This window comes from Brenneria sp. L3-3C-1, assembly GCF_016456245.1.
In the GTDB taxonomy this organism is placed as follows: Bacteria; Pseudomonadota; Gammaproteobacteria; order Enterobacterales; family Enterobacteriaceae; genus Brenneria.
The window spans coordinates 79,322-96,371 of the sequence record NZ_JAEMHF010000001.1 but is presented as its reverse complement, the minus strand read 5'-3'; the positions used below and the strand labels follow the sequence as shown (position 1 = coordinate 96,371).

Sequence of the window (17,050 nt, the reverse complement as noted above, 5' to 3'; positions counted from 1 at the left end):
TATATGTTATATTTTTTTGTTCATTGCACCAGAGCGGCATTGCGTTTATATCGAAGGAAAACATTCGGTCAGGTAAAGGTATGCATCTGGATTTGCGACAATTGCGCAATTTTCTCGCGTTGGCGGAACACGGCAGTTTTGTGCAGGCGGCGGAATCGGTCTGTTTGTCGCAGTCGGCGTTCAGCCGCAGCATTCAAACGCTGGAACAAACCATGGGCTATCCGCTCATCGACAGACAAAGCAAACGCTTTGCGCTGACGTGGCAGGGGAAAAAATTATTGCCTTTCGCCCGCCGGATACAGGAACTCTCCTGGGAACTGATCAATGACATGCAACAAATCAGCGACGAGGGCGGCGGCGAGTTGACCTTTGGCTGCGGCCCCGCGCCCGCCGTCGCGCTTATTCCGCTCGCGGTGGCGCATTTCCATCAACTGCGGCCGCGGGACAGAGTGGCCTACAGCGTGGATAACTGGCAGTCGCTGCGTCAACGTTTGCTGGCCGATGAATGGCCGTTTTTCGTTGCCGACACCTGGCATGCCGAACTCGAAGACAGGTTTCGGGTGCAGCCGTTAAGCCAGCAGCGCTGCTTTTTTATCTGTCATCGTTCACACCCGTTGGCGCAACAGGCGCGGGTTATGCCGGATGAACTGCTGCGTTATCCGCTAGCCTCGCCTTATTTGCCGGTCGGCATGCGCAAAATTCTGGCTACGTTGACACGCCAGCCCGACTTTCGCCCACAAATCCAGTGCGACCATATCTACTCGTTGTTCAACGTGCTGTGTCATACGCAGGCAATCAGTTTTGCCAGTGAAGACGGCTTTGCCCTGGGCCATCGCAGCCATCAACTGGTGGAAATTCCCCTGGCGGAAACGCCGCCGGAATGGGGAGAGATGCGAACCCGGTTTGGCATTATCTCCAACCTGCAAAAAAACCTCCCGCCACTGGCGCAACTGATGATCGACACTCTTATCGAGCAGGACAGGCAGCGCCAATCCGACGACTATTTCACCGATGCCTGACCAACAGCGTCATACGCAGGCCAAACCGCTTGCCACTGTTGGTCGGCCAGCGCCCGATCGACAAAACGGCTATCGAACCAGTCGCCCACCGGATAATCACGACGGATCAGCCCGGCGCTTTTTGCCCGTTGAATGCTGTCCTCAAAACTGCTCTGCAAAAAAACATCCAAACGCGGCGAGCTTTGGAAATTGAGATCGTCCGGCGCCAACTCTTCCTCAAACAACGCCTGCGGGATCTGACTCTGTGCCGACATCAGCGCGATATACTCCGCCAAATGCGCGGGGTCGCTGACCCAGCGGGCGTTCTCCACCAGCACATTCACCAGTTGTTGCGTCACCTGCGGGTAGCGCTGGATAAAATCGTCCGTCGCCAGCACCGCCGCCTGCGTGGTGTTGGCGCGGCCCAGCGCCCCGCTGCTCACCACAATGTTAATCCCCTGCTCACGCAATACCAGAAGCCCCATACCGCCCCATACCGCATCAACCCGTCTGGCGGCCAGCGCCGCTTTGCCTGCCGTCCAATCCAGATTAATCACCCGGATATCCCGTTCATTCAGTCCGGCGCTTTTCAGCGCCCGCTCAAAAGAGAGCTGATCCGCCGTTCCTTTATAGACCGCGACGCGTTTGCCGCGTAAATCTTCAATCCGCTGAATACCTGATTCCGGGGTGGCCGCCAGATAGGAATTTGCGCCGCGCGCCCCCACCAGCACCCGGGTCGGCAACCCGCCCGCCCGACCGATGATCGCCGCCAGATCCCCCAGGTAGACCACGTCCAACTGTTGGTTCGCCAGCGCTTCGTTCACCGCCGGCCCCGCGCCTTTAAAAAACGACCACTTGACTTTGATCCCTTGCGGTTCAAACACCTGCTCCAACTGCTGACGAATATGCGCCAACCCTAGCGGCCCACGGATAAACGGTTTACTGCCCGCACTCTGATCGGGCAGGCCGATACGAATTTCCGTCGGTTTATTTTCCGCCGCCTGTACGGCCGACGCGCCTGTCAGCACAAAGCCGATCAGCATCAGCGCGCCTGCGAGGCGATGGATGGTCATTCGCCAACCATATCGCGGTGTTAATGATGTTTCCTGCATGATCTTCTCCGTGAATAACAGAACGTTACCACCAAACTAGCGAAACGATCGGCCACGGTTTAAATAACATTTACGGCTTTAGTCAGTGAAAAAAAGCATAAATCAGTGGGCAAGCGGCAATCCGCCATATATGCATTTCTTGCACGGCGGCTATCGGTTTAATGCATTGGCGTTAGAGGCTAAAAGCTGTTTTTTATGCCTTATCCGTCTTTTTTAGCCGATTCCCCGGAAAAAAATGAATAAGGTTATGTTGCTGAAAATGCCTACGCCGACGTGGCCCCCGGCGCCGCACAGGGCGTTTTATCCGTTCATCGTCCCGCTCGCGCTATTGCTGTTATGGTTCGTCAGCAGCCGGCAGGGGTGGATGCCGCCTCAAATTCTTCCCGCCCCCGTCACGGTGATGCAAACCGCCGCCGAGCTTTGGCAGGGCGATCTGGGTTCACAGTTGCTTATTAGCCTGTACCGGCTGATAACCGGCCTGCTGGCGGGGTTGCTCGCCGGCACCTTGCTGGGCGCGCTAATGGGCGCCTCGCCGCGCGCGGCCAATCTGCTGCACCCGACGGTTTATGCGCTGGCGCAAATTCCCACGCTGGGATGGATACCGCTGTTTATGGTGCTGTTCGGTATTGACGATGCGCTGAAGCTGGCGGTGATTGTCAAAGCGGTGATCGTCCCCGTCACGCTGCATACCCAAAGCGGCGTACGCAACGTCCCTGCTTCGCTGCTGGAAGTGGCGCGTATCCTGCGGCTGACTCCCTGGCAACGTCTGCGGCGTTTAACCTTGCCGGCGATGCTGCCGGTCTGGTTGACCGGACTGAGGCTGGCGCTGTCGCAGGCCTGGGTCTCTTTGATTGTGGTGGAGTTGCTGGCCTCTTCACAGGGCATTGGCTACCTGTTGGTATGGGGCCGTCAGCTGTTTCAACTGGATATTGTGTTTGTCTGTATCGCGGTCATCGGTTGCGCCGGGCTGGCGATGGAATGGCTGATTAACCAACTCGAACGGCGGCTGGTCTACTGGCCGCACCCACCGGTCAGTCGTCTTAACGCCATACCGTCAGGCCGGCTGTCCGGCGTGCTGCTGCCGGTAGCGCTGCTGGCGTTATGGCAGCAGGCCAGCCTGTCTGGTTGGGTGGATACGTCGCTGCTGCCCCCGCCGTCCGTCGTATGGCAAACGCTGGTTCAGGGCGTCAGCGACGGCGTCTTACCGGATGCCATGCGCCGCAGCCTGATGCGGGCGCTGGCGGGCGCGGCGGGCGGCATCACCGTCGGTCTGCTGCTCGGGGTGGTGCTGGGACTCAGCCCGCGCGCCGACGCGCTGTTCACGCCGACCTTTGCCACGCTACGCCAGATTGCGCTGTTTGCCTGGCTGCCGTTGCTGACCGCCTGGGTAGGCAACGATGAAACGGGCAAAGTGGTGTTCGTGTCGCTGGCGTCCTTCTTTCCCATGCTGGTAGCCAGCCACCGTGGCGTGCGTCAGCGTTCGCTGGCGCTACAGGAGGTGGCGCAGGTACTGCAACTGTCGCTGGTCGTGCGGCTGCGGGTACTGATCCTGCCCGGCGCGGCGCCCGCCATCTTCGCCGGCCTGCGTCTGTCGCTGATTTATGCCTGGCTCGGTACGATCGGCGCGGAGTATTTCATGTCATCGGATATCGGCATCGGTAGCCTGATGATTAACGCCCAGCAGTTGCTGGACATGCCGACCATTCTCAGCGGCATGCTGTTGATTGGCCTTACCGGAGCGGCAATCGACCGCGCCGGCCTCATTCTGGAAAAACGCGCCACCCGCTGGCGCCGCGCAGGAGAATCCGTATGACCGCCATCCAGACCGGCCATCCGCCGGTGGTGCAGTTTGAGCGCCTAAAAAAACAGTTCAACGTGCAGGGACAACCGCTGACGGTGATTGACAACTTTTCGCTCTCCATCGATAGCGGAGAGCTGGTGGCGATTGTCGGCAGCAGCGGCTGCGGCAAATCCACGCTGCTGCGTATGCTGGTCGGATTGGATAACGACTATCAGGGCCGCATTCTGGTCGATGGCAAGCCGGCGCATGGCATCAGCCGCGAACGGGGAATGGTGTTTCAGGAACCACGACTGTTTCCCTGGCTGACGGTTCGCCAGAATATCGCGCTGGGTCTGGCGCGCGAAAAACAGCATCGCTCGGCGTGTGAACGCCTGATCGACCACTTTATCCGACTGGTTGACCTGCATGATTTCGCCGACGCCCTGCCCGCCCAGCTCTCCGGCGGTATGGCGCAGCGCGTCGCCATCGCCCGCGGTCTGGTGGCCAACCCGCGGATTTTATTGCTGGATGAACCCTTTGGCGCGCTGGACGCCTTGACCCGTCAGCAGATGCAGCAGGAGCTGCGGCGCATTCATCAGGCGGAAGGCACCACCACGCTGCTGGTAACGCACGACGTAGAAGAAGCGGTCTATCTGGCCGACCGCGTGGTGGTGCTGGCGCCCCGTCCAGGACGGATCAGACACGTCGCCACCCTCACGCTGCCGCATCCCCGGAAGCGCGACAGTCAGGCGTTTCACCAACAGTGCGGCGAATTGCTGTCGCTGTTGACCCAGCCGGCTTCATCGGCACACCCTCTCACCACTTTTTGAATGGAGTTTTGTTATGGGACACCCTTCCGTTTACCCCACCGGCACCACCCTCTATAACCCGGACAAGGCCTGGGGCGGCTATACCGTATTTCAGGCGCTGGAAAGCGGCGCCGTGCTGATCGATATGAACGGAACCGAGCTACGCCTGTGGGAAGGTCTGCATGGTTTCCCCAACAAAATCCTGCCCGGCGGCTATATCCTCGGCCATAGCGGTGAACGCGATCCGCGCTACGGCATGCAGGACATGGTTGATCTGATCCAGGTTGACTGGGAGGGGAATATCGTCTGGAAATTCAACGGCTATGAACAGATTAGCGATCCCGATTTGCCGGTTGAATGGATGGCGCGCGTTCACCATGACTATCAGCGCAGCGGCAACCCGGTAGGTTATTACGCACCGGGGCAAGAACCGCAGTCGATCGGCGGCAATACCCTGATTCTGGCTCATAAAAATCTGCACAATGCGCAAATCAGCGACAAGCTGCTGCTTGACGACACCATTATCGAAGTAGACTGGCAGGGAAATATCCTGTGGGAGTGGCGATGCAGCGATCATTTTAATGAACTGGGCTTTGACGACGCTGCAAAAACCGCTATCTACAACAACCCCAATCTGCGCAAAAGCGGCGGCGGCATGGGCGACTGGATGCATATCAACTCGATGTCGGCTCTCGGCCCCAATCCGTGGTTCGATCAGGGCGACAGCCGTTTCCATCCCGACAACATTATCTGGGACGCCCGTGAATCCAACATTATCGCCATTATTGATAAACAGAGCGGCAAGATCGTCTGGAAGCTCGGCCCGGACTACCGCACGCCGGAACTGAAGCATCTGGGCTGGATCATCGGCCAACACCATGCTCATATGATCCCCGCCGGCTTACCCGGCGCGGGCAATATTCTGGTATTCGACAACGGCGGCTGGGCAGGCTACGGCGCTCCCAATCCGGCATCCGCCGATGGCGTTAAAAACGTCTGGCGCGACTACTCGCGCATACTGGAAATCAACCCGGTCACGCTTGATATCGTCTGGCGCTATTCTCCCTATGAAGCCGGAATTCCGCACCCTACCGACGCGTTCCGCTTCTACAGCCCTTATATCAGTAATATTCAGCGCTTGCCCAACGGTAATACGCTGATCAATGAAGGCGCTAACGGCCGACTGTTTGAGGTGACGGCGGAACATGAAATCGTGTGGGAATATATCTCGCCGTACTGGGGGAAAACCGTTAACACCAATATGCTTTACCGGGCGTATCGCGTCCCTTACGACTGGGTGCCGCAGTTGGCCCGCCCGCAGGAAACCCCGGTCGTGGCGCCCGACAACACCCATTTTCGTCAACCGGGCGCCGCTCAACCCGGTTTCGCCAGCGTGATTCATGTCAGCGGCGTGCGACCCTATAAAAAAAACGGCGACGCGCTGTGCGTCGCCACCGACAGCGAGGATCTGAAACGCAGCCCCAAACTGTTCACCGTCAATCGTTCGCGCTTTACGCCACTGGCGGGCGACGGTTGGGAAACGCTGAAACAACACGCCGCGCCGCAGTTATTGCTGGTCGGCGCGGAGCGCTGCGTCCACTGTAAAAGTCTGTACCGCCAGTTGGAAGCGGTACTGAACGAAGAGCAATACCGCTCTCTTGCCAGCCACTATCTGGATGCCGACAGTCATAGCGACCTGGCCCGGCAGTTGGCGGTACGTACGCTGCCGACCCTTTTGTGGCTGGAACAGGGCGAGGAAAAAGGACGCATCGGCGGCGCGCAGTCACCGCAGAAGCTGCGTCAATGGCTCGCCGGCGTCGTCCGGTAATCCCCTCTTCTTGTCGGAAGCTGCCGCTTAGTCACCTATTTACCGCTAACGGCAGCGGTGCCGTCAGCGTGAGGTGGTGCGCCAAAGCAAGGTAGTTTCATGCAACGCGTTATATGCCCCGATAAGCCGCGTCAATCGCCGCGGCGCCTTGTGCGATGACTTTCGGCGCAACGTGGCGTAAATATTCAAGCTGTAGCAAAACGTTTCCTTTGCATCGCCCGCCTTTATTTTGTTATGTTATCACATATCAAATATTCAGCACGGCTCATCATGATAAGCAGGCACAGACAAACCGACGCGATACTGCAAATCGATCGTCTTGATTTATCTCTTGGCGGAGACAGTAAAGTCAGCGATGTGAGTTTCAGCCTGTACCCGGGCGAAAGAGTTTGTCTGATCGGCGCCTCCGGCTCCGGTAAGTCGCTAACCGCCAGAGCAGCGATCGGCACGCCGCCGGCTGGCTGTCGGATAAACGGGCGAATCCGGGTCAACGGCGAAGACGTCACCCATCTGAAGGCGCTGGCCCGTCCGGCGTCGGCGCGAGTATCGGCCATTTTTCAGGACTCCGCCGGCGCGCTTAATCCCTTGATGAGACTCGGCAAACAGCTGTCGCTGGCCTTGGGCGCTTCATCACAGGCCGAACTCGCCGCGCTGCTGGATGACATGGGGCTGGGGGATATTCCCCACCTGCAACAACGTTTTCCGGCAGAGCTATCCGGCGGGCAACGCCAGCGTATTTGCATCGCTCTGGCGCTGCTGGGCAAGACGCGTCTGCTGGTGGCCGACGAACCGACGACCGCGCTCGACGTCATTACCCAACAGCAGGTTTTGCAAGTATTGCAGGCCCGATGCGCGCGCCCCGACGCCCCCGCCTTGCTATTCATTACTCATGATATCGCCGTCGCTGCGCAGATTTGTCAGCGCGGGCTGGTGATGGAAGCGGGTCGACTGGTGGAATCCGGCGACATGCGGCAATTGCTGAATGCCCCTCGGCACCCGTATACGCGTAGCCTGATTGCGGCGGCGCGGCGCGCCGGCTTGTCATTGCCGACCGCCGGAGGCCTGGTCGGATGAACCGCCATCTTCACGCCATATCAACCCCTTTTTTGCGCATGGAACGCGTCAGCCGTTATCGTCAGGCGCCGCGTTTCCGGTGGCGAAAAGCCGATCCCGCCGGCGCCATCTTTCGCGATCTGTCGCTGACGCTGCAACGCCATGAACGCGTTGGTCTGGTCGGCGCCTCCGGCTGCGGTAAATCCACATTGCTGAAAACCCTGCTGGCGTTGGACACGCCGGACAGCGGCACGATACACTGCGACGGCCAATTGGTGCGGCCGGGTTCGGTACGTTCACTGCTGTGGTATCGCCGTCGCGTACAGTATATTCCGCAGGATCCGGCCGCATCTCTGGATCCGCGCCAGCCTGTCGGCGCACTGATTGCCGAACCCTTGAAACGCCTGAGAAGCGGCGAAAATATTTCGTCATGCGTGCGGATGGCGATGGATCAGGTCGGTCTGAGCGTCAGCTTATGCTCAAGGCCTGCCGGTCTGCTGTCGGGCGGACAGGCCCAGCGCGTCGCGATGGCCCGTGCGCTGGTGACGCGCCCCGCTTTTTTACTCGCTGACGAGCCCACCAGCGGATTGGATCTACCGCTGCGTGAACAAATCAAAACGCTGCTGCAACAGGTAACGTCGCAAAATAATATGGGATTGCTGATGGTGTCACACGACATTTCACTACTTGCGGGTTTATGCGAACGTATGCTGGTCATGGACGATGGGCGCATTATCGAAGATCGTCCCACCGCCGATGTGCTGGCGTCGCCACAGCGCCGGCATACTCACCGGTTATTGCAGGCCATCCCTTCTTTACCTATTTGAACGGATAACTTTTATGTCAGACCTTATAGCCGGCCGCGCGGGACGGCCTTACCCGCCGTTATTACTCGGCAGCCAGTTGGTTTTCAATATTGGCTTCTATGCCGTGGTTCCTTTTCTGGCGATTTTCCTGCGTGACGATATGCTGCTTTCCGGCTGGGCGATCGGGCTGGTCATCGGATTAAGAACCTTTTCGCAGCAGGGCATGTTTTTGGTCGGCGGCGCGCTGGCCGATCGCTTCGGCGCCCGCATTATCATCCTCTGCGGCTGTGTGGTGCGCATTGCCGGATACCTGCTGCTGGCGCTCGCCGATTCGCTGTGGCCGATCATTCTCGGCGCCTGTCTGACCGGCGTCGGCGGCGCGCTGTTCTCGCCGTCCATTGAGGCGCTGATGGCGCAGGCCGGTACGCACAGCGAAAAAGACGGCAAACGCAGCCGTTCGGAATGGTTCGCGTTATTTGCCGTCTGCGGCGAGCTTGGCGCCGTACTCGGGCCGCTGATCGGTTCAATGCTGGCCGGCTACGGCTTCCAGCGGGTGGCATTGGCCGGGGCGTTCGTTTTTCTGCTGGCGCTGCTGGTGCTGTTTTTCAGCCTGCCCGCCACGCCGCGCAATCAGTCGCCCCTGCATATCGCGCCCTGGTGGCAAACTTTCCGCCAGCGGCGTTTTGTCGCTTTCATCATTGCCTACAGCGCTTATCTGTTCAGTTATAACCAGCTCTATCTGGCTTTGCCGGTGGAACTGCACCGCGCCGGCGGCAGTGAAAAAGATCTCGGCCCGCTGTTTGTGCTGGCCTCCATTCTGGTTATTTGCCTGCAACTGCCGCTGGCGCGTTTTGCCCGTCGTTACGGCGCGGCCCGCATGCTGCCGCTGGGGTTTGCGCTGTTATCCGCGTCTTTCGTCAGCGTGGCGCTGTTTGCGCCCGGCGTCCCGCCGGAAGGCTGGCTGCGATTACTGCCGGCGATATTATTGATTACGTTACTGACGCTGGGACAAATGCTGATCGTCCCCGTCGGTATGGATCTGATCCCTCACTTTGCCAATAACCATAATCTGGGCGCGCACTACGGCGCCTTGGCGTCAATGGGCGGGGTGGCGGTGTTGGCGGGTAATTTCCTGCTTGGCGGTCAGCTTGACCATGCGTTGACCCCCTCGCCGCGGGCGGCGGTTCCATGGCTGATGCTGGCCGCCGTTCCGCTGTGCAGTTCGCTGGCGATGGCGCTGATTTGCCGCCCGTTTAACCCCTTTCCGCGCTGAATCGATAAGGACCACCCGATGAGTATCCGCCCTTTATGGCCGGTTTCCGCTTTGCTCTGCGCCACCCTGCTGCTCTCCGGCTGCTTCAGTGAGCCAGAGGAAAAGCCGGCCGCCAATGACCGCAGCCGTATAAAACTCGCCATGCTGCAACCGCCGCGCTCCGGCCTGACGCCGCTCAGCGACGATGCCTTTAAGCTATCGCGCTGGAGTACGGCGGAGACGCTGGTGGCGCTCGATGCGCTCGGCGAAGCGCAGCCCGCGCTGGCGACGCAGTGGCGGCAAATCGATGATAAGACCTGGCGTTTCGAACTGCGCCCGCATGTACGTTTCCATGACAACACTGCGTTGACCGCCGCCACGGTGGTCAATGCGTTGACGGCGGCGTCCACCGCCGCGCCTAAACCGCGTATCCTCGACGGCGTCCAGATGAAGGTGATGGCCGAGGGCGATGGCGCGGTGCTGGTTTCAACCGATAAGCCGGATCCGCTGCTTCCTCAACGGTTGTCCAGCCCGCAGTTGGCGATCCTGTCGGCCAATGCCTATGGCGCAAACGGCATCGTCAACCCGCAAAATACCGGCAGCGGCCCTTTCGTGTTGCGTAGCGTGAACGGCACCAGCGGCGCGACGCTGGACAGATTCGACGGCTATTGGGGCGAAAAGGCGCAGGCCGGCGGCATCGACGTCAGCTTCGTGCCTGACGGCGCGGCCCGTGCCGCCGCCTTGCGTACCGGCGCCGCCGATATCGTTGAAGCGATCCCGGTATCGCAGGCGCCGTTATTGGATCAACGGCTGGTGCATGAAGTGCCGATGCCGCGCACCAACACGCTGTACCTCAATACCCGGCAGGGGCCGATGGCGGATCCGGCGCTGCGCGCGGCGGTTCGCGATGCCGTGAACCGTCGGCAACTGGTGGATAACGTTTATGAAAAACGCGCCGATGTCGCGCAAGGGTTGCTTGGCCCGGCCCTGCCGTGGGCGGCGACGCTGCGCCAGCCGATAGCCGCCCCGGTGCCGGCCGCGTCGCCTAACGGCGCCGGCATCACGCTGGCGACCTTCAGCGATCGCGCGGAACTGCCGGAAGCGGCGGTTTATCTGGCGCAACAACTTACCGCCGCCGGCTTCACGGTAAAACAGGTGGTACGCGAATACGCCCAAATCGAAAGCGATGCGCTGGCCGGTAAATTCGACGCCTTTATATTGTCGCGGGCCACCGTGCTGGACTCCGGCGACCCGGTGGCCTATCTCTACAGTGATTTCGCCTGTGAAGGCTCTTTCAATATTTCCCAGCTCTGCCGCCCGGAAATCGATCGGGCCTTGCAACAGGCCGCCGCGATCCCGGCGGGCGATGAACGGCGTCAGGCGATTATGCGGGCGGAAAACCTGATCCTCGCCAGCGACGCCGCCATCCCGATGCTGCATGAACGCGTGATTCAGGGGGAAAGCGCAGCGGTAACAAACGCGTTGCGTGACCCGCGCGAACGCACGCTCATCAACTCAGCGACCCGAATCCGTTCGGATAACGACGCGAATTAATGAGCGCGCCGCAGCCGTGAGCGAACAACCACCATGAGTGAACAGATCTATTGCCGTACCTGCGCCAATCTCAGCCGTACGCGCCATCCGCGCTACGGCGTATTGATCCCGCTGGCGTCACGTCTGCTGACGTTGGCGGGCATTATCGCGCTGATCGGCATTTTGCCGTGGCTGTCAGGGCAAGATCCGGCGCTGGCCCTGCTGCGCGCCCGTTCCGGCGAGCAGGAAGCCACGGCGGAAACGTTAAATGCCATCCGTCAGTCGCTGGGGCTGGATCAGGGGCCGTTGCGGCTACTGGCAAACTGGCTCAGCGGATTGCTGCGCGGCGATGCCGGCCATTCATGGGTATCGGGACGGCCGGTATTGCCGGGGATGTTACAGGCCGCGGGAGTATCGCTGACGTTGATGGCGTCGGCCGCGCTGGTGGCCTTTTCGCTGGCGGCGGCGCTGTGCGCCCGCACCTTCCGGCAAGGGCTGCGCGGTCAAATCAGCCGCTCAAACGGTCTCTTCGCCGCGCTGTTCACGGCGCTGCCGGAATTCCTGCTGGCCTCGTTCCTGCTGATCGTCGGGGCGGTATGGCTGCAATGGTTTCCGCCCTATGGCTGGCAGGGGCTGCATTACGCGGTATTGCCCGCGCTGGCGCTGGGTATTCCCGCCGGCGGATACCTCGGTCGGATTATCGCCGATGCGCTGTCGGCGACCTTCAGCGAAAGCTGGCTGATAACCTGGAGCGTTGCTGGCGTCAGCCGCCGGCATCTTGCGCTGGCGGTGCTCAAACGCACCTTGCCCAGCGTGATGCCGCTTGTCGGGCTGGTTTTAGTCTCCTTGACGGGCGGGGCGATCGCGGTAGAAAAAGTCTTCGCCATTCCGGGACTTGGCCGAGCGACGCTGGGCGCGGCGGCGGCGCAGGATCTGCCCGCGTTACAGGCCGGCGTGTTGATTTTACTGATTATCGCGTCATTAATCGGTATGGCGGCAGGCGGCATACGATTGCTGATCCTTGGGCGCGCCCTGAACAGCGGCGCGATGCCGGTGCCGGAAGAAACGCAACTGACGGTATCACGTTACGCCCGCTGGGTGCCGCTGCTTTGCCTATTGCTATTAGCATTGCTGTTGCTCGCCGGATTGCCGCGCGATCCCTATACCTCCGCCTTTTTACGTTTGCAATCCCCGTCCTGGGAACTGCCTTTCGGCGCGGATGCCATGGGGCGCGATCTGCTGGCCCGCGTGGCGCATGGTACGCTTAACACCTGTTTGCTGGCATTAATGGTATCGCTGGCCTGTCTGGCGATCGGCCTGTTTATCGGGCTGTTTCCCCGGCTGTTTAGCGGCCCGGTCGAAGTGGCCAACGCCCTGCCTCCGGTTATCGCCGGCCTGTTGGTGGCGGCAATCAATGGCCCGACGTCAATGGGCGCGGCGCTGGCGGTGATCGCCGTCAGTTGGGCGCCGCTGGCGGCGCACACCGCGGCGTTGGTTGCCGAAATCGGCGCGCGCCCCTATATCCGCATGTTGCCGGTGATCGGCGTCGGCCCGGTACGCCGCAGCCTGTTTTACGTGTTACCGGCGTTAATCGGGCCGCTATTCCGCCATGCGATGCTGCGTTTGCCCGGTATCGCCCTGGCGCTGGCGTCGCTGGGGTTTTTAGGCTTAGGCGCAGCGCCCCCCACGCCGGAATGGGGCCGCGTACTGGCGGAAGGGATGCCCTATATTGAGCGGGCATTCTGGGGCGTATTGGCGCCGGCCGCCGCGCTGGGCATTCTGTCGATTCTGGCGGTCAGCGCCGCGAACCTGTCCGGTCAGGCAAAACGGTAACGCTTTTGCTTCCCTTTTGCGCCAGCCTGTTACAGCATGGTTCATCACTAACGCATTCAAAAAATAAACGGAGAAAACGATGGGCGACAACGGATCCGGCACAAACCTCACCACCGCCGAGGCGCTTGATAAACTGGAAGCGTTGTATGATAAGGCGGTTTCAGCGCTGCGCGACGCCATCGGCGATTTCATCAGCCACGGTAAACTGCCTGACGTGAAGGCCCGCGCCGAGGGTCTGTTCGCCTATCCTGAGCTGCGCGTCAAATGGGATGGCGTAACGCCCGGCCACCCCAAACATCGGGCCTATGGGCGTTTTACCCGCCCCGGCAGCTACGCCACCACCATTACCCGTCCCCATTTTTTCCGTCACTATCTGGCAGAACAGTTGTCCCTGCTTGAAGGCGAGTATGCCGCCAGCATCGATGTGGCGCCGTCACAGCAGGAAATCCCTTTCCCGTACGTTCTGGACGGCTCCGATCTGCTTCTCGATCGTTCGATGAGCGCCGGGATCGCCAAGCATTTTCCGACCACGGAACTTTCTCAGATCGGCGACGAAACCGCCGACGGGTTATTCCACGCCACCACCACCTCTCCGCTGTCGCATTTTGACGCCCTGAGGACGGACTTCTCGCTGGCGCGATTGCGGCACTATACCGGCACGCCGGTGGAACATTTTCAGCCTTTCGTTCTGTTTACCAACTATACCCGTTACGTCGATGAATTCGTGCGCTGGGCCTGTAGCCAGATTGCCGATCCGGACAGCCCGTATGACGCCCTTTCCTGCGCCGGCGGCATCGTCATTAGCGCCGAAACGGCGGATCCCGACCAGACCGTTTCCGATCTCGCCTGGAAAAATCACCAGATGCCGGCTTACCATCTGATTTCGCGCCACGGCAAAGGCATTACGCTGGTCAATATTGGCGTCGGGCCGTCCAATGCCAAAACCATCTGCGATCACCTCGCGGTGCTGCGCCCGCATGCCTGGTTGATGATCGGCCACTGCGGCGGCCTGCGTGAAAGTCAGGCGATTGGCGATTATGTGCTGGCGCATGCCTACCTGCGCGACGATCATGTTCTGGATTCGGTGCTGCCGCCAGACATTCCGATCCCCAGCATCGCCGAAGTCCAGCGCGCGCTTTATGACGCCACCAAAACGGTAAGCGGCATGCCCGGCGAGGAAGTGAAACAACGGCTGCGCACCGGCACGGTGGTCACCACCGACGATCGCAATTGGGAGCTGCGTTATTCCGCCTCGGCGCTGCGATTTAATCTCAGCCGCGCGGTTGCCGTGGATATGGAAAGCGCGACGATTGCCGCGCAGGGTTATCGCTTCCGGGTGCCTTACGGCACGCTGCTGTGCGTCTCGGACAAGCCGTTGCATGGTGAAATCAAGCTGCCCGGCCAGGCCAACCGCTTCTATGAAGGCGCCATTTCTGAGCATCTGCAAATCGGTATCTGCGCCATCGACCTGCTGCGCGCGGAAGGCGACCGCCTGCATTCACGCAAGCTGCGCACCTTTAACGAACCACCGTTCCGCTAAAGCGCGATTCATTAAAACAAGGCCGGGGGCTTGCGGGAATATCGCCGCTACCTTTTGTGCAGCAATTCTTTGATTTCCTGCGTTTCTTTTGCATCAATGCTTAATTCCGCCGTCGGTCTTAGCAACAGACGGCGCAGCCCAATGGGGTCGCCCGTTTCAAGACAATAGCCATATTCGCCGGTTCGTATACGCTGCAATGCCGCATCGATTTTCGGCAGCAGCCGGCTTTCGCGGTCGATCTGGCGAAACAGCATTCGCTGTTCTTCCTCTCTGGTGGCTTTATCTCCGTCATCCCCCTGCCGCTCGTTGAATTGAAGATTCCCCTTAAGCTCATCAATATGATTGAGGAGCGCGATCCGCTCCTTATCAAGCCGGCTTTTAAAAAAATCCAACTGCTGCTGGTTCATATACGCTTCCGACGGCATGGCCAGAAGCTGTAATTCTTCTTGTGCTGATTTCGGCATCTTTGCCTCCAAAAAGGTGGGTAAATCCTGTTCTCTCAACAGCGATAACTGGCGGTAAAACATGATTTAGTCTGCCAGTAAATTCGTTTCCCATCCGCTTGTTATGTCACAGGCGGGGAATCAATGCCGCCCCTGTAGCATAGTTCCGTTCCGGCATTCCGGCATTCGACAGCGAGCGAGCTTTTTCAGCGCGCGGCGTAGTGAGTTGATTAAAGACAACGGGTGACGATTACCAGGAATTGCGAACAGATATGAGCGGGCGGATTTTCGTCAGAACAGGAAATATCGATGCATAAAAAACCGCCCCTTCCCCTTAGTTTTGGAATCCTGTCCGGCGTGAAGGGGCAGTTCAATGATCCATCGCGTTAATTTATTTCCGGGTGCTGAACGATCAAGGCTTTTCTTCTCTTCTGTAGCGCCGCAATTTGCTCATCAATATCTTCTATTTTCTGCTCGATATTATCATATTGCTCCTGCAACAATTCTCTCGCCTCGGCCCGGTCTGAAGCCGCCGGCGTCGCGCCTTTTAATGGCTGGTTGGCCGTTTCTTTCATCGATATCCCGGTGACCAGACCAATAACGGCGATAACCATTAAATAATAGGCCGGCATATAGAGATTATTCGTCGCTTCAACCAGCCATGCCGCCGCCGTGGGAGTAAAACCGGCAACCAGAACGGAGATATTAAATGATATTGCCAACGCGCTATAACGGATATGCGTCGGGAACATGGCCGGCAAAATAGACGCCATTACGCCGGTAAAAGAGTTCAGCAGAACAGCCAGAATCAACAACCCGCAAAAAATAAGACCAATTACGTCGCTGTTAATCAACATAAAACTTGGAATGGATAAAATAAACAGCCCAATGCTGCCGCAGATAATAAAAGGCTTACGCCCAAATCTGTCGCTCATTAATCCCATTATTGGCTGTACAAATAACATACCGATCATCACGGCGATAATAATCATGACGCCATGATCTTCAGAATAATGGAGGCTGTGTGAAAGGTAACTCGGCATATACGTCAGCAGCATATAGTAGGTGACGTTGGTGACAATAACCACGCCGACGCACAGCAGCAAATTCCGCCATTGCGTGGTTGCAATCTCGCGGAACGACACCTTCGGCGATGATTGCAGGCTATCTTTCGATGCTTTATCAATATTGTCAAAATGTTGCTGGAAAGTAGGCGTTTCCTCCAATGCGTGTCGCAAATAGATCCCAATCAGGCCCAAAGGCGCCGCGATAAAGAAAGGAATGCGCCATCCCCATTCAAGGAAATCCGCTTCGCCGACAATGGATGAAATCAGCACCACCACGCCAGCCCCTAAAACAAAACCGGCAATCGATCCAAAATCCAGCCAACTGCCTAAAAATCCGCGCTTTCTGTCGGGTGAATATTCGGCGACGAATATCGCCGCGCCGGTGTATTCGCCGCCAACGGAGAACCCCTGGGCCAATTTTGCCAACAATAATAATATCGGCGCCCAGATACCGATTGACGCATAGGACGGGATCAAACCGATACAAAACGTACTGACCGCCATAATAATAATGGTGATCGACAACACTTTCTGGCGACCGAATTTATCGCCCATCGCGCCAAAAAATATCCCGCCCAGCGGCCTGACCAGAAAAGGAACGGAAAATGTCGCCAGCGCGGCAATCATTTGCACGCCGGGATCGGCGCCGGGGAAAAATACCCTGCCGAGGGCATAAGCAACAAAACCATATACGCCAAAATCAAACCATTCCATGGCATTGCCAAGCGCCGCCGCCGTAATGGCCTTTTTAAGCTTGGCGTCATCAATAATAGTAATGTCCTGTATTTTCATTGGCTCAGTTCGTTTCTTTCTGAATACCATTTATGACTTCCTCTGTTTAAAAAACAACCACTCATAAAACGATATCTATAAGCCATTGCAATAACCGTATCCCAAAACCTTCTGATTATAGAATATTTTAAAAAGCGACGCATGTTACGCCCGGAAATTGATACAGGCGGAAATTTCATTGAGTGATAAATAACCAGGCGTTAT

At 58.6% G+C, this 17,050-nt stretch carries 13 protein-coding genes; 10 read left to right on the top strand and 3 right to left on the bottom strand.

What is annotated here, in order from left to right:
* Positions 1 to 80 precede the first annotated feature (80 nt).
* Positions 81 to 1,019 (top strand): LysR family transcriptional regulator, encoded by a 939-nt coding sequence (locus JG725_RS00405; RefSeq protein ID WP_199376089.1) that lies wholly within the window; start codon positions 81 to 83, stop codon positions 1,017 to 1,019.
* On the opposite strand, the gene JG725_RS00400 is transcribed toward JG725_RS00405, so the two are convergent.
* Positions 1,001 to 2,110 (bottom strand): ABC transporter substrate-binding protein, encoded by a 1,110-nt coding sequence (locus JG725_RS00400; protein WP_199376087.1) that lies wholly within the window; start codon positions 2,108 to 2,110, stop codon positions 1,001 to 1,003. The two genes, JG725_RS00405 and JG725_RS00400, sit on opposite strands and share 19 nt — an antisense overlap.
* Positions 2,111 to 2,345: 235 nt before the next feature.
* Between JG725_RS00400 and JG725_RS00395 the strand changes: the two genes are divergently transcribed.
* The 9 genes from JG725_RS00395 to JG725_RS00355 all read left to right on the top strand — a co-directional run bounded on the left by JG725_RS00395 (position 2,346) and on the right by JG725_RS00355 (position 14,544).
* Complete coding sequence (locus JG725_RS00395; protein WP_199376085.1) at positions 2,346 to 3,923, top strand: ABC transporter permease; 1,578 nt, start codon at positions 2,346 to 2,348, stop codon at positions 3,921 to 3,923.
* Positions 3,920 to 4,720 carry an ABC transporter ATP-binding protein gene (locus JG725_RS00390; RefSeq protein WP_199376083.1) on the top strand — a complete coding sequence of 267 codons (801 nt, stop codon included), beginning with the start codon at positions 3,920 to 3,922 and terminating at the stop codon, positions 4,718 to 4,720. The genes JG725_RS00395 and JG725_RS00390 overlap by 4 nt, the downstream gene beginning before the upstream one ends.
* Positions 4,721 to 4,733: 13 nt before the next feature.
* Positions 4,734 to 6,527, top strand: a complete 1,794-nt coding sequence (locus JG725_RS00385; RefSeq protein ID WP_172288475.1) for an aryl-sulfate sulfotransferase — start codon at positions 4,734 to 4,736, stop codon at positions 6,525 to 6,527.
* A 270-nt stretch (positions 6,528 to 6,797) separates the two neighbouring features.
* Entirely contained in the window at positions 6,798 to 7,601 is an 804-nt protein-coding gene (locus JG725_RS00380; RefSeq protein ID WP_199376081.1) for an ATP-binding cassette domain-containing protein, read from the top strand.
* Complete coding sequence (locus tag JG725_RS00375; protein ID WP_172288479.1) at positions 7,598 to 8,407, top strand: ABC transporter ATP-binding protein; 810 nt, start codon at positions 7,598 to 7,600, stop codon at positions 8,405 to 8,407. Before JG725_RS00380 ends, JG725_RS00375 begins: the two co-directional genes overlap by 4 nt.
* 13 nt (positions 8,408 to 8,420) lie before the next feature.
* Entirely contained in the window at positions 8,421 to 9,659 is a 1,239-nt protein-coding gene (locus JG725_RS00370; protein WP_199376079.1) for an MFS transporter, read from the top strand.
* An 18-nt stretch (positions 9,660 to 9,677) separates the two neighbouring features.
* Positions 9,678 to 11,192, top strand: coding sequence for an ABC transporter substrate-binding protein (locus JG725_RS00365; RefSeq protein ID WP_199376078.1), 1,515 nt, complete (start codon positions 9,678 to 9,680; stop codon positions 11,190 to 11,192).
* A gap of 33 nt (positions 11,193 to 11,225) precedes the next feature.
* The gene (locus JG725_RS00360; RefSeq protein ID WP_199376076.1) at positions 11,226 to 13,004 is read left to right on the top strand and encodes an ABC transporter permease subunit; all 1,779 of its coding nucleotides are present in this window, start codon (positions 11,226 to 11,228) and stop codon (positions 13,002 to 13,004) included.
* Positions 13,005 to 13,083: 79 nt separating this feature from the next.
* Complete coding sequence (locus JG725_RS00355) at positions 13,084 to 14,544, top strand: AMP nucleosidase (protein ID WP_172288487.1); 1,461 nt, start codon at positions 13,084 to 13,086, stop codon at positions 14,542 to 14,544.
* Positions 14,545 to 14,591: 47 nt separating this feature from the next.
* Here JG725_RS00355 and dksA read toward each other — a convergent pair whose 3' ends face one another.
* Both dksA and proP read right to left on the bottom strand, forming a co-directional pair.
* Positions 14,592 to 15,008, bottom strand: a complete 417-nt coding sequence (dksA, locus tag JG725_RS00350; RefSeq protein ID WP_233356311.1) for an RNA polymerase-binding protein DksA — start codon at positions 15,006 to 15,008, stop codon at positions 14,592 to 14,594.
* A 365-nt stretch (positions 15,009 to 15,373) separates the two neighbouring features.
* A complete protein-coding gene (proP, locus tag JG725_RS00345) occupies positions 15,374 to 16,876 on the bottom strand; it encodes a glycine betaine/L-proline transporter ProP (protein WP_199376074.1) in 1,503 nt (500 codons plus the stop codon).
* Positions 16,877 to 17,050 lie beyond the last annotated feature (174 nt).